The organism is Archangium sp. Cb G35 (assembly GCF_001896145.1).
In the GTDB taxonomy this organism is placed as follows: Bacteria; Myxococcota; Myxococcia; order Myxococcales; family Myxococcaceae; genus Archangium; species Archangium violaceum.
The window spans coordinates 513,598-532,445 of the sequence record NZ_MPOI01000001.1; the positions used below are offsets into that span (position 1 = coordinate 513,598).

Sequence of the window (18,848 nt, forward strand, 5' to 3'; positions counted from 1 at the left end):
CCTCACCCCGGGGGGCTTGCCCCCCTTTGAACGACGGGGGGGCTCCTCTCCCGGCTGGAGAGGGGTAATGACTACAGCGCCGAGATGACGGCGTCGGTGAACTCGCGCGTGGTGGCGCTGCCGGCCAGGTCGCCCGTGCGCGCCTTGCCCTCGCCGTGCACCTTGGCCAGCGCGTTCTCGAACTTGCGCGCCTCGTCCCGCAGGTCCATCCAGTCCAGCATCATCACCGCCGACATCATCAGCGCGGTGGGGTTGGCCAGGCCCTTGCCCGCGATGTCCGGCGCCGTGCCGTGCACCGCCTCGAACATCGCCGTGCGCTCACCGATGTTGGCGCCCGGCACCAGGCCCAGGCCGCCCACCAGGCCCGCGCACAGGTCGCTGATGATGTCCCCGTACAGGTTCTCCATCACCAGCACGTCGTAGCGCGTCGGGTCCTTCACCAGCTGCATGCACATGTTGTCGACGATGACCTCCTCGTAGTGGATCTCCGGGAACTCCCGGCCCACCTTGCGGGTGCAGTCGAGGAAGAGGCCATCCGACAGCTTCATGATGTTGGCCTTGTGGACGCTCGTGACCTTCTTGCGCCCGTGCTTCTTGGCGTACTCGAAGGCGAAGCGGGCGATGCGCGTGGAGGCCTTCTCGGTGATGATCTTCAGCGACTCCACCACGCCCGGGACGATGATGTGCTCGAGGCCGGCGTAGAGCGACTCGGTGTTCTCGCGCACCACCACCAGGTCCACGTTGTCGTAGCGCGTCTTCACGCCGGGCACGCTCTTGACGGGCCGCAGCGAGGAGTACAGGTCCAGGCGCTTGCGCAGGCCCACGTTGGCCGACGCCATGCCGCCGCCCACCACCGTGCCCGTGGGACCCTTGAGCGCCACGCCGCTGCGCAGCACCGCCTCCACCGTCTCGTGGGGCAGGTTGGTGCCGTACTTGGCGATGACCTCCGCCCCCGCGTCCTTGAACTCGAACTCGAGCGGAGCCTTGAGCGCCTCGAGGACGCGGATGGTGGCCGCCATCACTTCGGGGCCGATTCCGTCGCCATTGATGACCGTAACCGTACGCGTATTCGCCATGTCTCGCGCTTCAAGCACAAAAGGCAGGGCCCCGAAAGCGGGAAAACGCGCCGGGCGCAGCCTGGCTAATGCGTCGGTGGAGTCTGGATGGGTGGCGGTTCGGAGGGATGCTCCGGGGGCCGGGGCTGATTCCTCCGGCGGCCCCGGCGGCGCGGGGCGAGCGTGGCGTAGGGCCGGTAGAAGGACTCCCACAACGCGGCGCGCCGTCCGCGCGGCCGGGTGCGCAGCTCGCCCAGTGGGGCCTTGGTGAAGAACGAGGCCACGAAGAGGTAGGCGAAGACGAGCACCATCAGGAAGAAGAAGCCCATCACGAAGCCGCCGTGGATGGGCCCGATGTGCGCGCGCTCCACGAACTCGGCGAAGTTCCTCGCCGGCCACGGGTGGCTGTACACCTTGACGAACCAGGAGAGCGTCAGCACCAGCAGGATGGGGCCGTACGCGCGGTTGAGGCGGGTGGAGATGGCGGAGAAGAGCGAAAGCTGGATTTGTGGCCGCTCCATGATGCCGGCCAGCTCGCGCAGGGCGTCCGGGTCCACCGGCTCGCGGCGCAGCATGGGCACCCAGTAGCCGTCCTCCAGCAGGCGCACGCGGCGGATCCACAGGTCGTAGTAGCGGTAGCGGCGCGCCTCGATGAAGAGGAACGAGAGCACCATGCCGATACCCACCAGGAAGACGACGGGTTCGGCGCCGCCGGAGAAGCCGAAGGAGACGACGGCGGCGGTGGTCGTCATGGACCAGTTGGTGGTGTTGTCCAGGCGCGACCGCCAGGTGTCCGAGCGGCTGAGCTCGCCCCGGAACAGCTGCGCCATGGACGCGTCCGAGAGCGGCAAGGCCTCGTATTCGTTCTTGTCGCGCTCGTTACCGTCACTCGCCATCGTCTGCTCTCCCCTGGTGGGCGGCCCGGGCACACGGGTGGCCGTGGCGGGCCGCCGTGCCCACTCTCTCCCGGAGGAACCATGGCCATCCCTTTCCTCCATGACACCCCGCCACCCGTGGATGCGGTGGCCGCCGTGCTCCAGCTCCTGGAAGATGAGTCGGAGCGCGTGGTGCGTCTGTGGTCCAAGCGGATCCGCGCCGAGACGTATGAACTGGACATCTCCGGGCGCAACCTGCGGGCGCCCCTGCGCCGGTTGATCGACGAGCTCGTCCGCCTGCTCAGGGACCGGGGCAGGGACGCCCTGTTCCTCTGGCCGGAGGTGGTGCGCTCGCACGGGGCACGCCGGTACAACCAGCGCTTCGAGGTGGAGGACCTGGCGCGCGAGTTCAAGTCGCTGGAGGAGGTGCTCCTCTACGTCTACGCCCGGCGCAACGGGGTGCTGGAGCCGGAGGTGGCCACCTTCATGGTGGAGCTGGTGGGTGAGGCGCACGCCTCGGCGCAGGCCTCCTTCGCGCGGGTGTTGAGGACGGAGGAGGTGCGCTTCCGCGAGGCGGCGGTGATGGAGTCGGTGCTGCACCACGTGGAGGTGGGCATCCTGCTGGCCGAGGTGGACGGCACGGTGTCCTTCGCCACGCCGCCGGTGAGCCGGCTCATCGGCGTGCCCATGCGGGCCGTGGTGGGCTCGCGCTCGCAGTCGCCGCTGGCGGTGGTGCTCTCGCAGGTGAGTGCGCGCCAGCCCAATGGCGAGTCCTTCAAGTTGGCGGACATGCCCTTCATGCGGGCGCTGAAGGAGCGGGGGCCGGTGCGCGGCGTGATGATGGTGGTGGAGCGGCCCGGCGGGGGCGAGGCCACCCTGGAGATGAGCGCCACGCCCATCTGGGAGGAGGAGGGCGAGCTGGCCGGTGTCATCCAGACCTTCACCGACCGCACCGAGGCCGCCACCAAGACGAAGGCGCTGATGAACGCCAACGACGCGGTGCGGCGGCTGCAGGGCCGGCTGTTGCAGCGCACGCGCACCCAGGCCCTGGGGCAGCTGGCCAGTGGCGCGGCGCACGCGCTCAACAACTTCCTCAACGTGCTGCGCCTGCGCATCACCCTGTTGCGGCGTGAGTTCAAGCCCGAGCACCTGGACGCGCTGGACAAGACGGTGGGGCAGGTGGGCGAGCTGGTGGCGCGGCTGCAGGAGTTCAACGTCCAGCGCACCGAGGAGCAGTTGTCGGACGTGCAGGTGGACGCGACGGTGCGCGAGGCGCTGGAGCTGGCGCGGGCGGAGCTGGAGGGGCGCGAGCCGCCGGTGACGGTGGAGCAGCGGCTGGGCGAGCCGGGGGCGGTGAGGGCGGACCCGGGCTTCTTCCGCGAGCTGGTGGTGAACCTGCTGCTGGCCGAGCGCGAGCGTCTGAGCAACGAGGGCGGGCGGGTGCTGGTGGAGACGCGCCGGCAGGCGGACGGCTGGGTGACGCTGCGGGTGGCGGACTCCAGCACGCAGTACGAGGCGGAGGACATGACGCGCATGTTCGATCCGCTCAACCGCGATGCGGGCGCGCCGCAGCTCTCGCTGCTGCTGGCGGTGGCGCGCAACCAGGTGCAGCGCTGGGGCGGTGAGCTGACGGTGGAGAACCTGCCCGAGGGTGGCGCCGCCTTCGTGGTGCGGCTGCCCCTGGCCCGGTCCGAGGAGGATGTGGAGCGGGCGCGGGAGGGCCGGGAGGCGGCGGCGGGCCCGCGGCGCTTCCAGCAGACACGCCGGGTGCTGGTGGTGGACGACGATCCGGACAACGCGCGGATGATGGCGGAGGTGCTCGGCGAGGAGGGCTACGACGTCAAGGTGGCCAACAGCGGGGACGTGGCGCTGAAGATGTGGGACGAGCGCCGTTACGACGCCGCCCTGCTGGACGCGGTGATGCCAGACATGTCGGGCTGGGAGGTGGCGCGCGAGCTGCGCAAACGCTCACCCCAGGCCCTGCTGGCCATCGTGACGGGCATGGACGTGCGTGGGCAGAACCGCGCCAACCTCGCGCTGGTGGACGCCGTGTTCCGCAAGCCCATCGACGTGGGCGCGCTGGACGACTTCCTCGGCCAGTCCGAGTCGCCCGCGGCGGGCGGTGGTGGCTCCGGAGTGGCCCCACCTCCCGGGTGAGCAGGCCGCTGGAGGAACGGAGAAGGGCCATTTCCGGGTTGTGGGCCACACCGTGAATGTATTTCTTCAAGCTCAATGACAGACAAGCGGTAAGCCTGACGAAGGGAGGCGGAAGGGTTACAGTGTGGACATGCTCGATTCCTCGATGAGCGGGGGGGGATGCATGCAGATGGTCGATGAGCGGGGCTGGTGGGTGCCTGCTCCCCCGGGCTCGGACGAGGATCTGCAGCAGCGGCTGGCAATGGCCTCGCCCGCGGACACGGCGCGGGGCATGTTCCTCCGGGCCACGCTGGACGCGGTGCGCACCCTGGGAGACGAAGAGGCTGTGCGCAGGTGCCAGCGGGCGAGCGGGGAGGAGAAGCTGGTGGAGTTCTTCACCTATCCCGTCAGCGCGAACCTGCGGATGGTCTTCACCGCGGCGCGGCTGCTGGAGGCCCGCTCCGGCGGCATCTCCGAGGCGCTGAGGCAACTGGGCCGTGGGGCCGCGGAGTGTTTCCTGTCCTCCACCGCCGGCCTGGCGCTCCAGTTGCTGGCCGGGGGAGACGCGAACCGGATGGTGGGCAACATGCCTTCCATGTACCGGGCCTCGGTGAGCTTCGGGGTGCGCTCGGTGGTGTGGATGGGGCCCACGAGCTGCCGGCTCACCATGCGGCGCGAGTTCATGCCCGCCTCCTTCCAGGAAGGACTGCTGCTCGGTGTGCTCCAGAAGGCCAAGGCGCGGGGCGCGCGGGTGATCGGCCATCAGCTCTCCACGTTGGAGAGCGACTACGACGTCTCCTGGGTGGCATGAGCTGAGTCGGGGGGACCCCACCCACCGGGTCACCACGGACTTCAGACCGCGCCAGAGGCTTTTCTCCGGCGGGACTGTTTGAATCCCATCCCATCGTAATCGTGAATAGCATTGCAGCGCTGAAAGCTTTCATAGACAGGGAGGGCGCGTGCGCTGCGAGTACAATCCCACAACGAGAGTGGACGAAACGAGGAGTCCGGGCCGTTTTTCCCTCGGAGGACGGGCTCATTCGTGACACCCCCTACTGACAGCAAGTCCTGAAACAATTAGGATAGACATTCCTCAGCCGGGCTGATTCCTGCCAAGGGGGACACACATGGCCGTGACCGGCAGCGCACGCACCAGGTGGGAAAAGGCAGACACGTGGGAGCAGGAATTGGAGCGGCGGATGTGTCTGGCGACCTCGGAGGACACCATCCGCGGCATGCTCTTCAACGGGACGTTGGAGGTGCTGCGCACGGTGGGTGACGGCTCGCTGGCCCGGCGGTGTGTGGAGGCGTGTGGGGAGTCCAGCTTCCTGGACTTCTTCAGTTATCCCGTGCGGATGCACTGCCAGATGGTGAGCACGGCGCTGCCGGTGCTGACGGAGCAGTTCGGCACCTCGGAGGAGGCGCTGCGTCAATTGGGGCGGTTGGTGGCCAATCGCTTCCTGCGGGTGGGGGCGGGCAAGGTGATGTTGTCGCTGACGCCGGGCAGCCCGAGGCAGTTGGGGTATTCGTTACCGGTGGCCTACCGCCTGGCGGTGAGTTTCGGGCAGTACGAGGTGAGATGGACGGGGCCGCGCAGTGGCCAGTTCATCCTGAAGCGTGACTTCATGCCCCACCCCTTCCATGAGGGGGTGGTGGAGATGGCTCTAGGTCTGTTTGGCGGGCGGGAGGTGAAGGTGAGCGGGCGGCCCACGGGGGGGCTCGATAGTGAGTGTGACTTCTGCTGGCAGTGAGACCAGGGGGGAGCGGGGAATGAGCGGCGCGGCGATGGCGTGGAGTGTGTCCCCCCGGGATGGTGGACAGTACTGGGGCCAGCGCATGTCGCTGGTGAGCTCGGAGGACATCGCGCGCGGGTTGTTCCTGCAGAGCGTGTTGAAGTCCATCCGGGCGCTCGGGGACGAGTCGCTGGAGAAGCGCAGCGCCAGTGCGTGCGGGCAGGCGCGCTTCTTCGACTTCTTCAACTACCCCATCCGGTTGCACCTGCAGATGCTGTCGGTGGCGATGCCGGAGCTGGCCACGCGTCACACGGACGCGGACCAGGCGTTGTGGCGCATGGGGCACTGCGTGGCCATCGACTTCCTGGAGTCCGAGGCTGGCCGGACGGTGAAGGTGCTGGTGCGCGGCGAGCCCAAGCGCCTGGTGAACAACCTGCCGTTGACGTACCGGATGTCGATGACGGGCGAGCGCTCGGTGCGGTGGACGGGGCCGCAGTGCTGCCGGTTCACCATGAAGCGCGACTTCATGCCCCCCTCGTTCCACGAGGGCATGCTGGTGGCGATGCTCGAGCGGTTGAATGCCAGCAAGGTGAAGGTGGTGGGGCGTCAGACGGACCTGTTGGAGAGTGAGTACGACATTTCCTGGCAGTAAGAAGGGGTGACCCTTGCCCGGACGTCTCGTTCCTATCGCGGTGGAAGTGGATCCCATCGGCAGGGGGCTGGGCATGGGCATGGAGTCCAGCGGGGCGGAGTCCCCCGGGGATGTCTGGGCGAGGGATCTGGCACAGCGTGTGGCGTTGGCGACGCCCGCGGACACCGCGTGGGGCGCGTTCCTGCGAAGCCTGTTGGAGGCGATCCGCGAGCTCGGGGACGAGGGCCTGGTGCGGCGCTGCCGCGAGGTCTGCGGGCGGGAGCAGCCCGTGGAGTTCTTCCGCTACCCCGTCCGCTGGAGGCTCCAGATGATGGCGCTCAGCCTGGAGGCGCTGGCGGCGCGGCATGGCGGCAGCGCGAAGGCCCTGCGGCTGCTGGGCTGGCAGGCGACGGGCTCCTTCCTGTGCTCCCATGGGGGCAGGTTGATGCTGATGCTGGCGGGCAGTGACCGGAAGCGGGTGCTGGAAGGGGCCCACATCGGCTTCCGGATGGGGTTGAGCTACGGCACGCACACGACGCGGTGGCTGGGCCCGGCCAGCTTCCACTGGCGCATGGAGCGCGAGTTCATGCCCCTGCCCTTCATGGAGGGGGTGTTGCAGGCCCTGGTGGAGCGGACGGGAGCCCGGAACGTGCGGGTGGTGGGACGCCAGACGGGCGCGCTCGATAGCGAATACGAGCTCTCCTGGGAGTGAGCCGCGGGCGCGGTGCATGGCTAGACTGCCGCCGTGGACCCGACTTCCCTGGAACGCATCCGCCGCAAGGTGGAGGCAGGCGAGCCCCTGAGTGACGTGGAGCTGGAGGCGCTGAGCACCGCGGCACGGAACACGCCGGGGCCCACGCTGCGTCTGGCGGTGGCGCATGCGTTGGTGAACGCGGGCGCCGAGCGCGAGGCCCTGCGGCTGCTGGAGACACTGCGGCGCGACTTCCCCCAGGACGTGCAGGTGCGGCTGGGGCTGGCGCGGGCGTTGCTCGGGCTGGAGCGGCCGGGCGACGCGGAGGCGGTGCTGCGCGAGGCGCTCGTCCTCAACCCGGGAGACCCCGAGGCCCAGAAGGTGCTCGCGGTGCTGGCCCTGCGGCGGGGGGAGCATGGCCGGGCGTGGGCGTACGTGGCGGACGTGCTGCGGAGGGACCCGTTCGACGAGGAAGCGCGGCTGTTGGAGTCGGAGCTGGATGCCGCGGACGTCTCGCCTCCGCCAGCGCCCCGGGTGCAGGCGTTGCGCCCGGAATTCACCGCCGCGCTGGTGGCCGCGCTGCACCGGGCCGGAGTGGCGTGCCGCCGGCAGGGGAAGGATCTGCTGGTGAAGCTGGCCTCGGGCGAGGTGGGGCGGGTGGACGTGGCCTCGCTCTACGCGGCCTACCGTGACGGCTCGCAGGAGCTGGGCACGTACGTGCGGGGCCTGGTGGCGCGGCTGCGGGAGCTGTCCGGGCTCGCCGTGGATGCGGGCACGCTGGAGGCGCGGTTGCGTCCGGTGCTGCGGCCCGGGGGCTTCGAGACGCAGGCGGCGGGAGCGCTCCACCGTCCGGGACCCGCGGGGCTCGAGGTGTTCTACGTGCTGGAGGACGCCGAGTTCGTGCACTACCTGCCGGAGGATTCGCTCGGGCCGGCGGGGCTGTCCGCGGAGGCGGTGGACGCGCTGGCCTGGCGCAACCTGGAGGCGCACCCCGCGCCGGTGCGGCCGGTGGTGCTGGACGAGGGGCAGGTGGTGCTCGCGGAGACGTTCAGCGGCCTGTGGGCGGTGGCGGGGGGTGATGGGTACGACGCGGCGCGGCTCCTCACGGCGGAGCAGCGCGGACGGCTGGTGCTGCACGCGGGAGAAGTCCCGCTGCGCGTGCACCTGGGCTGGCGGGAGTTCGCGCTGGTGTGCCGCGAGTCGGACGCACCCGCGTGCGAGGCGTTGGCCCGGTTGGGAGGGGCGCCGGATGGAATCCCCGGCCTCTTCCGGCTCGAGGGCGGCACTCTCACCTCACTGTGAGCACATTACCCCGCGGTCGCCGGAGGAGGCAGCACGTCCACCACGTTCACCTCGCGGAAACCCGCCGAGAAGAACAGCACGCGCAGCGTGTTCTCCGCCGAGCGCCGGGCGCGCTCCTTCAACCGGACATCTCCCTTCACCTCGCGCTCGAAGGCCTCGCGGGCCTTCTCCAGCAGGAGGGTCGTCTGCGCGCTGTCGAGGTTGGAGCCGATGATCTCCGTCTCACCGGGCTTGAGCTCGACCTTGACCTCCAGTGGAGGCAGGACCACGTCGACGCGGGTGCCCTGGATGCGCATGGCGGAGCCATCGAGCCGGCTGAAGTCATAGCCGAGGTGCACGTCGGCGAAGACGATGGCGCGGCCGATGGGCGTGCGGATGGTGTAGCGGGCCCAGTTGATGACGTCCTTCCAGAGCGCGTCCGTGGCCTGGGGCTGGGGAGAGAACTCGACCTTCTTGTAGAGGGACACCTGGAGCGTCTCGAGCCGGGCGACCTCTCGGACGCGGGTGACGAGCGCTGGCGTATCGGGCAGGGCGGGGAGCTTGGGACGGAGGAACAGGAACGAACCCACGGCCCCGGCGATCAAGGCGACGAGGACGAGCAACACCCGCGAGATGAGTCGCAGCATGGGCGCCATTCTAGCCAGGGTGGGGTAGGGTTCGCCGAGCCATGAGCCCGCTGTCCCTTCGGGATGAAGAAATCCAATCACTCGGTGAGCAGGGCTGGTTCACCCGTGCCTCCTTCCTCGGGGAGACGGAGGCCCGAGCCATCCACGCCGAGGCGAAGGCGCGCGTCGAGGCCGGCCAGTTGCGTCCCGCGGGCATCCGCCGGGGCGCGGACCACACACTGGACCGGGACACCCGTGGCGACTTCATCACCTGGGTGAAGGAGGAGGAGCGCGGCTCGGCGATCGGCCGGCTGAGGGAGGCGTATGCCGCGCTCGGTGAGGCGCTGTCGGCCGAGGCGTATCTGGGACTCGGGCGGTTCGATCTGCAGCTCGCCTGGTACCCCGGCGAGGGAGCGAGGTACGCGCGCCACTTCGATGCCTTTCCCGGCCAGTCCAACCGGCGCGTCACGGCCCTCTACTACCTCAACCCGGACTGGGTGCCGGCCCACGGGGGCCTGCTGCGCATCTACCCCGAGCGCGGCCCGGTGGACGTGGAGCCCACGCTGGATCGGCTCGTGGTGTTCCTCAGCGAGCGCATCGAGCACGAGGTGCTGCCCGCTCATGCTCCCCGGCTCGCGCTCACCGCGTGGTTCTACGGGCGGAACGCGGGGTAGTGTAGTGGGCGAAGACCCTCACCCCGGCCCTCTCCCAGAGGGAGAGGGAGTAGGCGTGGGCTGGCGCTTCGGGGACTGGGCTTCGCAGGCTTGCTCCCGGATCGTTTTGTCTCCCAGTGGCAGCCGCCAGAAGGCGCGAGCATCGGGTCTCGTGGAGAGTTGCTTCCACAGCGCCTCCACTCCACCGGCCTCGCGGGCAATCCGCCTCGCGAGCGCCGCCGCCCGTGCATAGGCCCGCTCCCGCACCTCCGGACGCACTTCCAGAAGCTCCGCCGTGAGGGCCCGGCAGTCCTCCGGCCCACTGGCGGTGGGCCCCGGCTCCACCAGCGCCGTGGCGAATCCCTCGACGAACCAGCGAGGCAGTGCCGGCCCCGCATGGGAGATCAGCGCCAGGTGCGCCACCTCGTGCCTCGTGAGCGCGCCCAGGTCTTCCATCCGGTCCACCACCCGCGCGGGCGGGAAGAGCACCTCGCCCTCCACCACTCCGGCCGCGGCGGTGCGCGGCAGGCCGGTGCGCGCGCTGAAGGCCTCCACCGACTCGGACAGCGCCGCCCGCACCTCCGGCACCTCCGTCCTCACGAAGGGCGGCAGGGACTGGCGTGCCCGCTCCAGCGCTCGCGCCACCCGCGTGGCCACGCCCTCCGCGCCCTCCTCGTGACTCACCACCGTGGCGCCCACCTGCACCTCGGCCGCCAGCACCGCGCTCATCACCACGCTAAGGAGGGGGCTCGCCAAGCACGCGCTCCGGGAAGTAGTGCTTCAGGATCTTCTCGTACTTGTACCCGCGCCGCTCCAGCTCCGTGGCGCCGTACTGGCACATCCCCACGCCGTGGCCGAGTCCCCGCCCCTCGAAGCGCACCTTGCCGCCGGCTTCGCGCGCGCTCACCGAGAGGCTCTTCAACGTCTGGTAGCCCAGCGCCCGGCCCACCCGGGCATGAAAGGCCTCGCCCGACAGGGGCACGCCGAAGGTGCGCACCTCCAGCGCCCGGCCTCCGCCGTCCTTGCGCAGCACCTCGAAGGCCGGGCCCTCGGCGGGAATCCCCAGCGCCCGGGCGAGCTCCTGCCGCGACACCTCGAAGTGCCAGCGGTGGTGCGGGGAGGCGGAGCACAGCGGCCCGGACGTGCCCAGCCGATCCTCCACCGCGCTGGAGGACTCGGACGAGCCGAAGACACTCGCGGCAGTGCTCGTGGCGCCACCGCAGCTCGAATGGAAATAGGCCGGTGCCAGGGGCTCTCCGGCCTTGCGTCCGCGGAGCACCTTGCCCCGGGTGGCCTCCACCGCCTTGTCCACATTGGTGCGCTCGTCCTGCCGGCCCCGGTAGAGCTGGCAGTGGGTGAGGTCGCACACGTCATAGCCCGCCTTCTCATGCCGGTTGCGCCCGGCGATGGCGTAGGTGCGCGAGACGACGGCCTGGGCCTTGAGCGCCTCCGGTTTCCCGGCCAGCTCGCTGCCCACCACGCCGCGGAGGTACTCCTCCACGGAGAGCTCGTTGAACAGGGCGATCTGCCCATCCAGCACCGTGGCCCGCATCGCGCCCCGGTACCGCCGTGTGGTGGCGCCGAGCCGCACCACAACGCCCTCTCCCGGCGCGTAGAGCTCGTGGCAGCGCCGGTCCGGCCGGCCCAGGTCCAACAGCCCCTGGTCTATCTCCGCCGTGGCGCCCGTCAGGTCCAACGTCTTCCCATCGCAGCGCAGCCGCCCACCGTGGGTCGTCACCGTGGCGCGCATGGGGCGCAGCTTCTCCAGGACACGCACGCGCAGGTGACCCGGGGGGCGCTCCCAGGGCGTGGTCTTCGGCGCATCGTCCCCGAGCGCGAGGCCCAACAGCTCCGTCCCCGGCTGCGCGGCCTGGTGGGCCCCGCGCCCCTCCCGGGCGAAGGCCACCACCGCGAAGCGCGGCGCACGAAACGGCGCGAACCCGATGAACCAGCCGTGCGTGTGCCAGCCCTTCTCCCATCGCGCGGTGCCCGTCTTTCCCGCGCCCTCCAGTGTCCCCAGCCGCGTGGCCTCCAACGTGCCACTCTCCGCCGCCTGCCGCATCGCCTCGCGCAGGACCTCCACCGCCGCCACGTTCCCGAGGCGCGGGGCCTGACGGCCTCCCACCTCGCCCAGGCTCCGCGTCTGTCCCCGGCCCGCCACCACCGCCGCCATTTGAAGGAGCTGGAGCGGCGTCACCTGCACGCGCTCGCTGTCCCCGGCCGCCACGCGGATCCGGTCCTCGCGCGAGAGGGCCGGGGGCAACACGCCGCTCTCTTCGCCCGGCAGTGCGCCCGTGGTCCTCCCGAGCCCGAAGTCCCGCAGGGCGCGCAGCAGTGCCTCGCCCTCCAGCACATCTCCCAGCGCGTGGAAGTAGAGGTTGCAGGAGAGCGCCAGCGCCCGCGTCATCTCGAGGCGCCCATGGCCCGAGCGGAGCCAGCACGTCCGCTCCCGGCCTCCAATCTCCGCGCGGCCCGTACAGCGCTGCGGCCCCTCGGGCAGCCGGTGGGAGTCGAGCGCCGCGTAGGCACTGGCCAGCTTCAGCACGCTGCCGGGCGGAAAGGCGCGCGTGAGGATGTCGGGGTGATGGGCCAGCACCAGCTCGCCGGTGGCCAGGTCCATCACCGCCGCCGCGTCATCCTCGCCCGGCAGCAGGGCCTCGGCGCGCTCGGCCAGCCGGGTGCGCAGCTCGGGCGTGCTTCCGGCCACGGCGAGCACCAGCAGCAATCCGAGCGGCACGAGGGTTACTCCACGACCCGGGCGGCCTTCACCGTGAAGGATCCCACCTCGAACTTGCCGCCCGTGCGGGTCAGCATGTGACGGAAGGTGTGCCGCTCCTCGCGGTCCGTGCCCTCGTGGAGGAGCACGTCCACCTTCACCTCGGTCTGGGCGTTCCCGTTGTCGGAGAAGTAGTCCACCAGGATCGCGTAGTCGCCCGCCTGCGAGTTGGCCTGGGTGTAGATCTCCGGCCCGTAGCCCGTCGTCACGTCCACGTCGAGCGAGCCGCCGCTCTTGGTCTCCTTGTGCCCGTACCAGGACTCCTCACCCGAGGGCTCCACCACGTGCAGGTCGAGGTCGGTGCCATCGGTGTCCCACGAGAGCACCACGCGCAGGTCGAGCTTCGGCACCTTGGCGAACACCGACGCCTTGGCGCGGCCCACGCCCGACGCGTTGGCCGCCGACACTTCAATCACGTTCATCCCCGGCGACAGCACGAGCGAGATGTCGAACGAGCCGCCGCGCAGGGGCAGCGGCCGCTCGGTGCCGTTGATGGAGAGGGTGCCGACACCCAGCGAGGTGTCGGAGACGGTGCCGGTGATTCGTGCCACGCGGTTCGAGGTCCATCCCCCGGCCGGAGTGGCGAGCGTCACCTTGGGCGCGTCCTTGGCCCAGGCGGAGGTGGCCCCACAGAGCAACAGCGTCAGCACCGACAACAGGGTCCGGGCGTTCACGGCTCACCTCCCACCGTCAGCGTCTGCTCGTTCGAGGTACCCCGCACCTGCGGGTGGTACATGAGCGAGGCGGTGGCCGGCATCACGTGCATGGTGCCCGCGAGGCCCGGCGCCATCATGTAGCCGAAGACGTTCTTGCCCGCCTTCACGTCGCTCACGAAGAAGACCACCTTCTCGTCGCGCACCTCGCGGTGCAGGCCCTTCGGGTGCAACTCCCTGCCTCCGGGCGTGCGGCCCACGTCGGCCTCCTCCACCTCGCAGCCGGAGCACAGCGGATCCTCCAGCATCACGTACTCCGCGGCGTTCGGGGAGTTGAGCTCCAGCTCGACGAAGAGCAGCCCATCCTGCTCCGCGCTCTTGCCGAGCGGCTGGAGCTTCTCCTCGAGGCCCGCGCCGCCCTGCTCGCGCACCACGCGGTGGTAGCGGCGGGTGATGGTCAGGCCACTGCTGCTCGCCTTCAGGCCCTCGCCGGCATCCACGTACGACAGCCGCGCCTCGAGCATCATCCCTGCGCCCTCGCCCTTGCGCGCGACCTGGATGATGTGCGGGCCCGGCTTCACCGTCAGCGTCTCACCCACCATCAGCTCGGGACCATAGAGGTCCTCGCCCGCGTAGGTGCGCTCGCCGAACGGCTGACCATCCAGCACCGCGGCCACGGTGGCGCCCTGCGTCTGGCTGGCGAAGCGCGGGAGCACGTCGGCCAGCGCGGACACCACCACCGCGGTGTCACGGGTGCTCTGCCAGTGGCCCTCGCGCCGCTGCTGCAGGAGGAACTTCACCGCGCCGTCGATGAACGGGCTGGACGGCCGCGCGCGGGCGAGCGCCCGGAGCGCCGAGGCCGTGGACTCGATGGGGTCCTTGTCCCACGTGGCCATGGCCGGCTGGATGCGGCCCTGCCACCAGGGCTCCGTCCCGTTGCCGCCGAACACCACCAGCTCGCCCACCCGGTTGGCCGAGCGCTCGAGCTCCTCGGCCAGCGCGGCGGCATCGTCCTGCTTGCCCGACTCGGCCAGCGCGAGCACCACCAGCGACTTGGTGTACGCGGAGAGCTCGGCCTGATCGCGCACCTTCTGCGAGAGCGCGGTGAGCATCGAGTCCGACGACTTGCCCGCCACCGCCAGGTTGTAGAGCAGCTTCGCCCGGAGCCCGTCATCCATCTCCCCGTTGGTGAGCGAGGAGAGCTTCGCGAGTCCGCGGGTGAGCATGTTGTCCAGCTCCTCGTTGCCGTAGCCGAGCGAGCGCGCCATGGCCAGGCCCTGCACCACGTAGCCCGTCATGGCCGCGTCGGTCGCGTCCTCCTCCCACCAGCCCCAGCCACCATCGCCGTGCTGGAGCTGGCGCAGCCGCGCCACACCCGCCATCACCATCTTCGGCAGCTCGTCGTGGCGCTGCTTGCGCGGAAGCTTGAGCTGCTCATACGCCTTCACCGCCACGAGGTTGGGCACGAAGCGGCTCATCGTCTGCTCGGTGCAGCCGTACGGGTAGCCCACCAGGTAGTCCAGGGCGCTCTCGATGGCCGGCGCGATGCCAGTGCTGGCGTAGACGGCCAGCCGCGAGGCCTCGGGGTGGGCGGAGGCCGGAACCTCCAGGGCCAGGTCCACCGGCGCGGTGGAGTCTGCCCCCAGCGAGGCGACGACGGCCTCGCTCAGCAGCGCGCCGTGGGCCAGCCGCGGCACCTCCAGCTCCATGGAGTCGGAGTGGCTGCCCAGCTTGCCGTGGGCGCGCAGCTTCACCTTGCCGTTGCCCCCCACCACCTTCACGGGGAACACCGCCACCGCCTGGTCATTGCCATCCACCGAGAGCGTCTTCTGCTTCTCGGTCAGCTCGACGCCGGTGGCCTCGAGCGTCACCGTGGCCGTGCCCTTCTGGCTGGTGGAGTTCTCCAGCAGCACGCCGAGCTTCAGCGTGTCGCGCTCGCGGAAGAAGCGCGGGGTGGCCAGCCGCACCTGGAAGTCCTGGTGCACCCGCGCCTTGCCCACGCCGAAGCCCACCGAGGTGTCCGCGGTGATGACGCGCGCGGTGGCCCGCCACGTGGTGAGGTTGTCCGGGAACGTCACCTTCATCTGCGCCTTGCCATCCGGGCCCGTGGCCAGGTTGGGCGAGAAGACCAGCGTGTCCTTGAAGTCCTTGCGCACCTTGCGCGAGAGCGTCTTCAGGTCACCGAAGCCCGCGCGGCTGCGTTGCACGAGCTGGCTCATCTGCTCGCGCACGCTGCGGCCGTAGCCGTAGAAGCGGAAGGTGGTGGAGCTGGTGCCGCGCACGTTGTCGCGCACCGGGTGGAAGAAGAACTCCGGCAGCGAGGGGGCAATCTCCGGCGAGACGGCGTAGATGGCCTCGTCCACGACGGACAGGGCGATGTCGGCGTTGGCCACCGGCTTGCCGTCCGGCGACTTCACCGACACCGTGAAGGTGCCCGTGTCGCCCGGCGCGTACTTCTCCTTGTCCGCCGTCACCTCCACCCGCAGCACCCGGTCCGTGGGCGGCACGCGCACCAGCAGCTCCTGGCGGAAGGTGCGCCCGGCGGAGATGGCCATGGCGCCCACGTACATGTTGGGCGTCATCTCCTTCGTTACCTTGAAGCGCAGCACCGCCGAGTAGCCCTTGAGCTCGAGCGCCTCGCTGGAGAGCACCTCCAGGCCCTGGTGCGTCAGCAGCACGCTGGCCGAGTCGAACGGGGCGCGCACCAGCACCACCGCCTCGTCGCCGGCCTTGTAGGTGGGCTTGTCCGAGTACAGCTCGAACCCGCCCTTGGCCATGGGGATGTCCCCGCCCTTCTTCGTGACGAAGAAGGGCACCGTGGTGGTGATGGTCGAGCCGGCATCATCCGTCGCGCTGAGGGTGGCCACGTAGGCACCGGGCTCGGTGGGCTTCAGCTTGTGCAGGCCTCCCGCGGCGGACGCCGCCACCTGGAGCTGATGCGCCGTCAGCGACGCCTCGGCCACCGAGTCACCCGTACGCTTCTGGTACTTCACCTCCACCTCCACCTGAGCGGCCACCGGCTTCTCGCCGTAGTCGCGCGCCACCACCTGGAGCGACACCTCTTCCCCCGGCTCGTAGACGAGCTTGTTCGCCCGCGCCGACAGGAAGAAGCGGCCCACCGTCACGTCCACCGCCTTCTGGCCCCGGGCCGTCTTGCCCGAGCCGTCCACCACCTTGGCCTCGATGGAGTAGGTGAAGTCCTGGCCGTCCGAGGCCGTGGGGAAGGTGAAGGCGAACGTCCCGTTCGCGTCCAGCTTGCCGGACGTCTCCTGGACGATCTCCCGCCCCGCCGAGGCACGCTCTCCCTCGGAGACGAAGAAGTCCGCCTCCGCGTCCACGAAGTCCGGGACGAAGAAGCGGCTGCGGTACACGGTGAGCTGCACGTCCGCGTTCTTCACCACGCCACCGTGGAAGAAGCGCGCCAGCACCCGGCCCGACACCTCGTCGCCCTCCACGTAGGAGGGCCGGCCCAGCTGCACGCTCACCTGGTACTCCGGCTTGGTGAACTCCTTCAGCTTGAACTCGCCCTCGAAGGACTCGCCCTCCACCTCGGCGCGGATGCGCCAGACGCCCGCCGCCGGCTGCGCCGCCTTGTCCGGCAGCTCGAAGCGCCCGGTGAAGCTGCCATTCGCGGCGACGTCCACCTCCATCGTGTCCATGGCCGTGCCGCCCGGATCCACCAGGGACACGTCCGCCTTGCCACCCTTCGGCGGCGCATAGGCCGTGCCCGCGCGCGAGCGGATGATGCCCTTGAAGTGCACCTCGTGCCCCGGGCGGTACACCGGCCGGTCCGTGAAGAGGTACACCACCCGGTCATTCGCCGCCCCCGAGTAGAAGGAGGCATCCGCCAGCGCCACGTCGTCGCCCTTGCGCGCCAGCGCCAGCGTCTGCGTGGGCGCCTTCACCTTGGCCTTGAAGAGACCGTCACCGTCCGTCACGCCCTCGGCGTACGGCTTGCCCTGGTCGTACAGCGTCACCTTCACGCCCGGGAGCGCCGCGCCCGTCGTCTGGTCCACCGCCAGCGCCACCGTCTGCTCCGGGCCCTGCTTCACCATCAGGCCGATGCGCGACACCACCGCCAGCGTGTAGCCCACGTCCTCGCCCGTCACGCCCTCCACCAGGTAGACGCCGCTCTCCTTCACGCCCAGCTCCAGCGTGCGCAGCGTCCAGTTCCCGCTGTTGCCCGAGTACCCCTCGCCGTCCTCGCCGCTCTCCTCCGACGGCTCCGACTCCGACACCGAGCCGTCCAGGTCCTCCCGCCAGTAGCTGACGAGCGGATACTCCTTGAGCAGCGGGATGCGGACCTGCTCGCGGGCCGGGGCCGACTGGGCCTTGTTCAGGCCCGTGTTGGCCGGCTCGAGCACCGTCAGCGCCGAGGCGCGCGCCTGGGGGGAGATGGCGTCACGCACCTGCTCGCGCAACGAGGTGGCCGCCGCGCGGTAGCCGCCGGTGAGCACCGTGAAGAGGTGCTTGTCCCGCAGGGTGTTCTTCGTCACCGGGCGGTGCAGATCCGTCTGCCCGAGCATGAAGGCCTCGGGCTCGGGGATGCGGTAGACGCGCATGGAGAGCGCGTTCACACCGCTGGCCTCGATGCTCACCGTGGGCTGGGTGCCCGGAGCGGCCACCGTCTGCGTGGACAGGTAGAAGCGCCCGCGAGCGGTTGCGTCCGGCGCGGCGAGCACCAACAGCACGGCGAGCAGCAACTTCAGTCGAGAATCTTCCATCGGTAGAACCCCACGAAATGCGGGTTGTCGTCGCGCGGGCGCCACTTCTCGTCCGGATGCGACAAAAGGTCATTGAACAGCACCCGTTTGACGATTCCCTTGGAACCGCCGGGCCGGCTGTCGGGGCCGGTATGGTAGACGACCTCGGGCCCGAGCCCGTCGAGGTCACCCAGGTACACCATCGAGTGGTAGGACATCCCGCGGGCCTCGGGATCCTCGAAGAAGAGCAGATCCCCCGGCAGGGCGCGTCCGGAGGGGATGCGCACCGCGTTGGCGGACAGGAGCCAGCGCGCGCTGGCGGACGCGCTGAAGGCCGGCTCGAGCGGCCCCTTCGCGTCATAGGCGCCGGGCGCCACGCGGAAGAGCTTGTCTCCGAGCACGGGCACGGCGGGGTAATGGTACTTGCGCACGTCCGGCGCGGAAGCCGTGTGGAGCTCGCGCCCCTTGCGCCAGCCCGCCCCGTGGGCCTTGAGGGCCTCCTTGTAGGCGAAGCGCAGGAGCCCCGCGCAATCCTGGTGCACCTCGGGCCAGTGCGGGTCTGGCTTGGGGTATTGCGCGGCGGCCAGCGTCACGAACCAGCGGCGGAACGCCTGGCGGTCATCCTCCGAGTCCAGTTCGACGGCGTCCGGGAATCCGTCCCGGTCCGTGTCGGAGTCATCCGCCCGCAGGCGCAGCTCCACTGGCGTCTCCGTCACCAACCCGAGCGCATCCTCCACTCGCAGGGTGCCGCGCATCTCGCCCGGCGTGGTGCCCGCGACGACGGTGCACACGGGGCCGTGGGCGCCCGCGCCGCAGGAGGCACGGGCGATGGAGGGCGAGAGCGAGAGGCTGGCCTGGGTGGAGGGCAGCAGTGGCGCGGAGAGGCCCAGCAGCGAGCGCGGCTGGACGTGGAAGCTCATGGAGGCACTGCCATCGGCGGGCAGCTCGGACGCGGAGCGCTCGACCCGCGCGGAGGTGCGCAGGCCCAGCGCTGGCGCGGCCAGCACGGCGGCGATGGCGAGAGCCCACTTCACG

15 protein-coding genes are annotated in these 18,848 nt (G+C 70.3%); 7 read left to right on the plus strand and 8 right to left on the minus strand.

What is annotated here, in order from left to right; genetic code table 11:
- Window positions 1-71 precede the first annotated feature (71 nt).
- Together BO221_RS02105 and BO221_RS02110 are read right to left on the minus strand one after the other, a co-directional pair.
- Window positions 72-1,076 carry an isocitrate dehydrogenase (NAD(+)) gene (locus BO221_RS02105; protein WP_073558643.1) on the minus strand — a complete coding sequence of 335 codons (1,005 nt, stop codon included), beginning with the start codon at window positions 1,074-1,076 and terminating at the stop codon, window positions 72-74.
- Between the two features lie 65 nt (window positions 1,077-1,141).
- On the minus strand, window positions 1,142-1,951 hold the full coding sequence (locus BO221_RS02110; RefSeq protein ID WP_073559412.1) for a DUF2270 domain-containing protein: 810 nt from the start codon (window positions 1,949-1,951) through the stop codon (window positions 1,142-1,144).
- 81 nt (window positions 1,952-2,032) lie between these two features.
- Here BO221_RS02110 and BO221_RS02115 point away from each other — a divergent pair, with 81 nt between their 5' ends.
- The 6 genes from BO221_RS02115 (at window position 2,033) to BO221_RS02140 (ending at window position 8,423) form a co-directional block, all read left to right on the plus strand.
- The gene (locus BO221_RS02115) at window positions 2,033-4,087 is read left to right on the plus strand and encodes a response regulator (protein WP_083680650.1); all 2,055 of its coding nucleotides are present in this window, start codon (window positions 2,033-2,035) and stop codon (window positions 4,085-4,087) included.
- A gap of 163 nt (window positions 4,088-4,250) precedes the next feature.
- Window positions 4,251-4,877 (plus strand): TIGR02265 family protein, encoded by a 627-nt coding sequence (locus BO221_RS02120; RefSeq protein WP_158079773.1) that lies wholly within the window; start codon window positions 4,251-4,253, stop codon window positions 4,875-4,877.
- 388 nt (window positions 4,878-5,265) lie between these two features.
- Window positions 5,266-5,817: a TIGR02265 family protein gene (locus BO221_RS02125; RefSeq protein ID WP_158079774.1), complete on the plus strand. Its 552-nt coding sequence runs from the start codon at window positions 5,266-5,268 to the stop codon at window positions 5,815-5,817.
- Between the two features lie 19 nt (window positions 5,818-5,836).
- A complete protein-coding gene (locus BO221_RS02130) occupies window positions 5,837-6,451 on the plus strand; it encodes a TIGR02265 family protein (protein ID WP_083680653.1) in 615 nt (204 codons plus the stop codon).
- A 13-nt stretch (window positions 6,452-6,464) separates the two neighbouring features.
- Window positions 6,465-7,142 carry a DUF2378 family protein gene (locus tag BO221_RS02135; protein ID WP_143195221.1) on the plus strand — a complete coding sequence of 226 codons (678 nt, stop codon included), beginning with the start codon at window positions 6,465-6,467 and terminating at the stop codon, window positions 7,140-7,142.
- A 33-nt stretch (window positions 7,143-7,175) separates the two neighbouring features.
- Complete coding sequence (locus tag BO221_RS02140) at window positions 7,176-8,423, plus strand: tetratricopeptide repeat protein (RefSeq protein ID WP_233165581.1); 1,248 nt, start codon at window positions 7,176-7,178, stop codon at window positions 8,421-8,423.
- Window positions 8,424-8,428: 5 nt separating this feature from the next.
- Here BO221_RS02140 and BO221_RS02145 read toward each other — a convergent pair whose 3' ends face one another.
- Window positions 8,429-9,049 (minus strand): DUF4230 domain-containing protein, encoded by a 621-nt coding sequence (locus BO221_RS02145; protein WP_083680656.1) that lies wholly within the window; start codon window positions 9,047-9,049, stop codon window positions 8,429-8,431.
- A gap of 41 nt (window positions 9,050-9,090) precedes the next feature.
- On the opposite strand from BO221_RS02145, the gene BO221_RS02150 reads away from it, so the two are divergent.
- Complete coding sequence (locus tag BO221_RS02150) at window positions 9,091-9,702, plus strand: 2OG-Fe(II) oxygenase (protein ID WP_198956046.1); 612 nt, start codon at window positions 9,091-9,093, stop codon at window positions 9,700-9,702.
- Window positions 9,703-9,720: 18 nt separating this feature from the next.
- Here BO221_RS02150 and BO221_RS02155 read toward each other — a convergent pair whose 3' ends face one another.
- From BO221_RS02155 to BO221_RS02175, 5 genes are read right to left on the minus strand one after another with little or no spacing between them, the layout of a single operon-like run.
- Window positions 9,721-10,437: a hypothetical protein gene (locus BO221_RS02155; RefSeq protein WP_143195222.1), complete on the minus strand. Its 717-nt coding sequence runs from the start codon at window positions 10,435-10,437 to the stop codon at window positions 9,721-9,723.
- Complete coding sequence (locus tag BO221_RS02160) at window positions 10,418-12,418, minus strand: SpoIID/LytB domain-containing protein (RefSeq protein ID WP_073558646.1); 2,001 nt, start codon at window positions 12,416-12,418, stop codon at window positions 10,418-10,420. Before BO221_RS02160 ends, BO221_RS02155 begins: the two co-directional genes overlap by 20 nt.
- A 5-nt stretch (window positions 12,419-12,423) precedes the next feature.
- The gene (locus tag BO221_RS02165; protein WP_073558647.1) at window positions 12,424-13,131 is read right to left on the minus strand and encodes a hypothetical protein; all 708 of its coding nucleotides are present in this window, start codon (window positions 13,129-13,131) and stop codon (window positions 12,424-12,426) included.
- A complete protein-coding gene (locus BO221_RS02170; protein ID WP_143195223.1) occupies window positions 13,128-17,834 on the minus strand; it encodes an alpha-2-macroglobulin in 4,707 nt (1,568 codons plus the stop codon). Before BO221_RS02170 ends, BO221_RS02165 begins: the two co-directional genes overlap by 4 nt.
- Window positions 17,816-18,847, minus strand: coding sequence for a DUF1175 domain-containing protein (locus BO221_RS02175; RefSeq protein ID WP_083680658.1), 1,032 nt, complete (start codon window positions 18,845-18,847; stop codon window positions 17,816-17,818). Before BO221_RS02175 ends, BO221_RS02170 begins: the two co-directional genes overlap by 19 nt.
- Between the last annotated feature and the right edge of the window lies 1 nt (window position 18,848).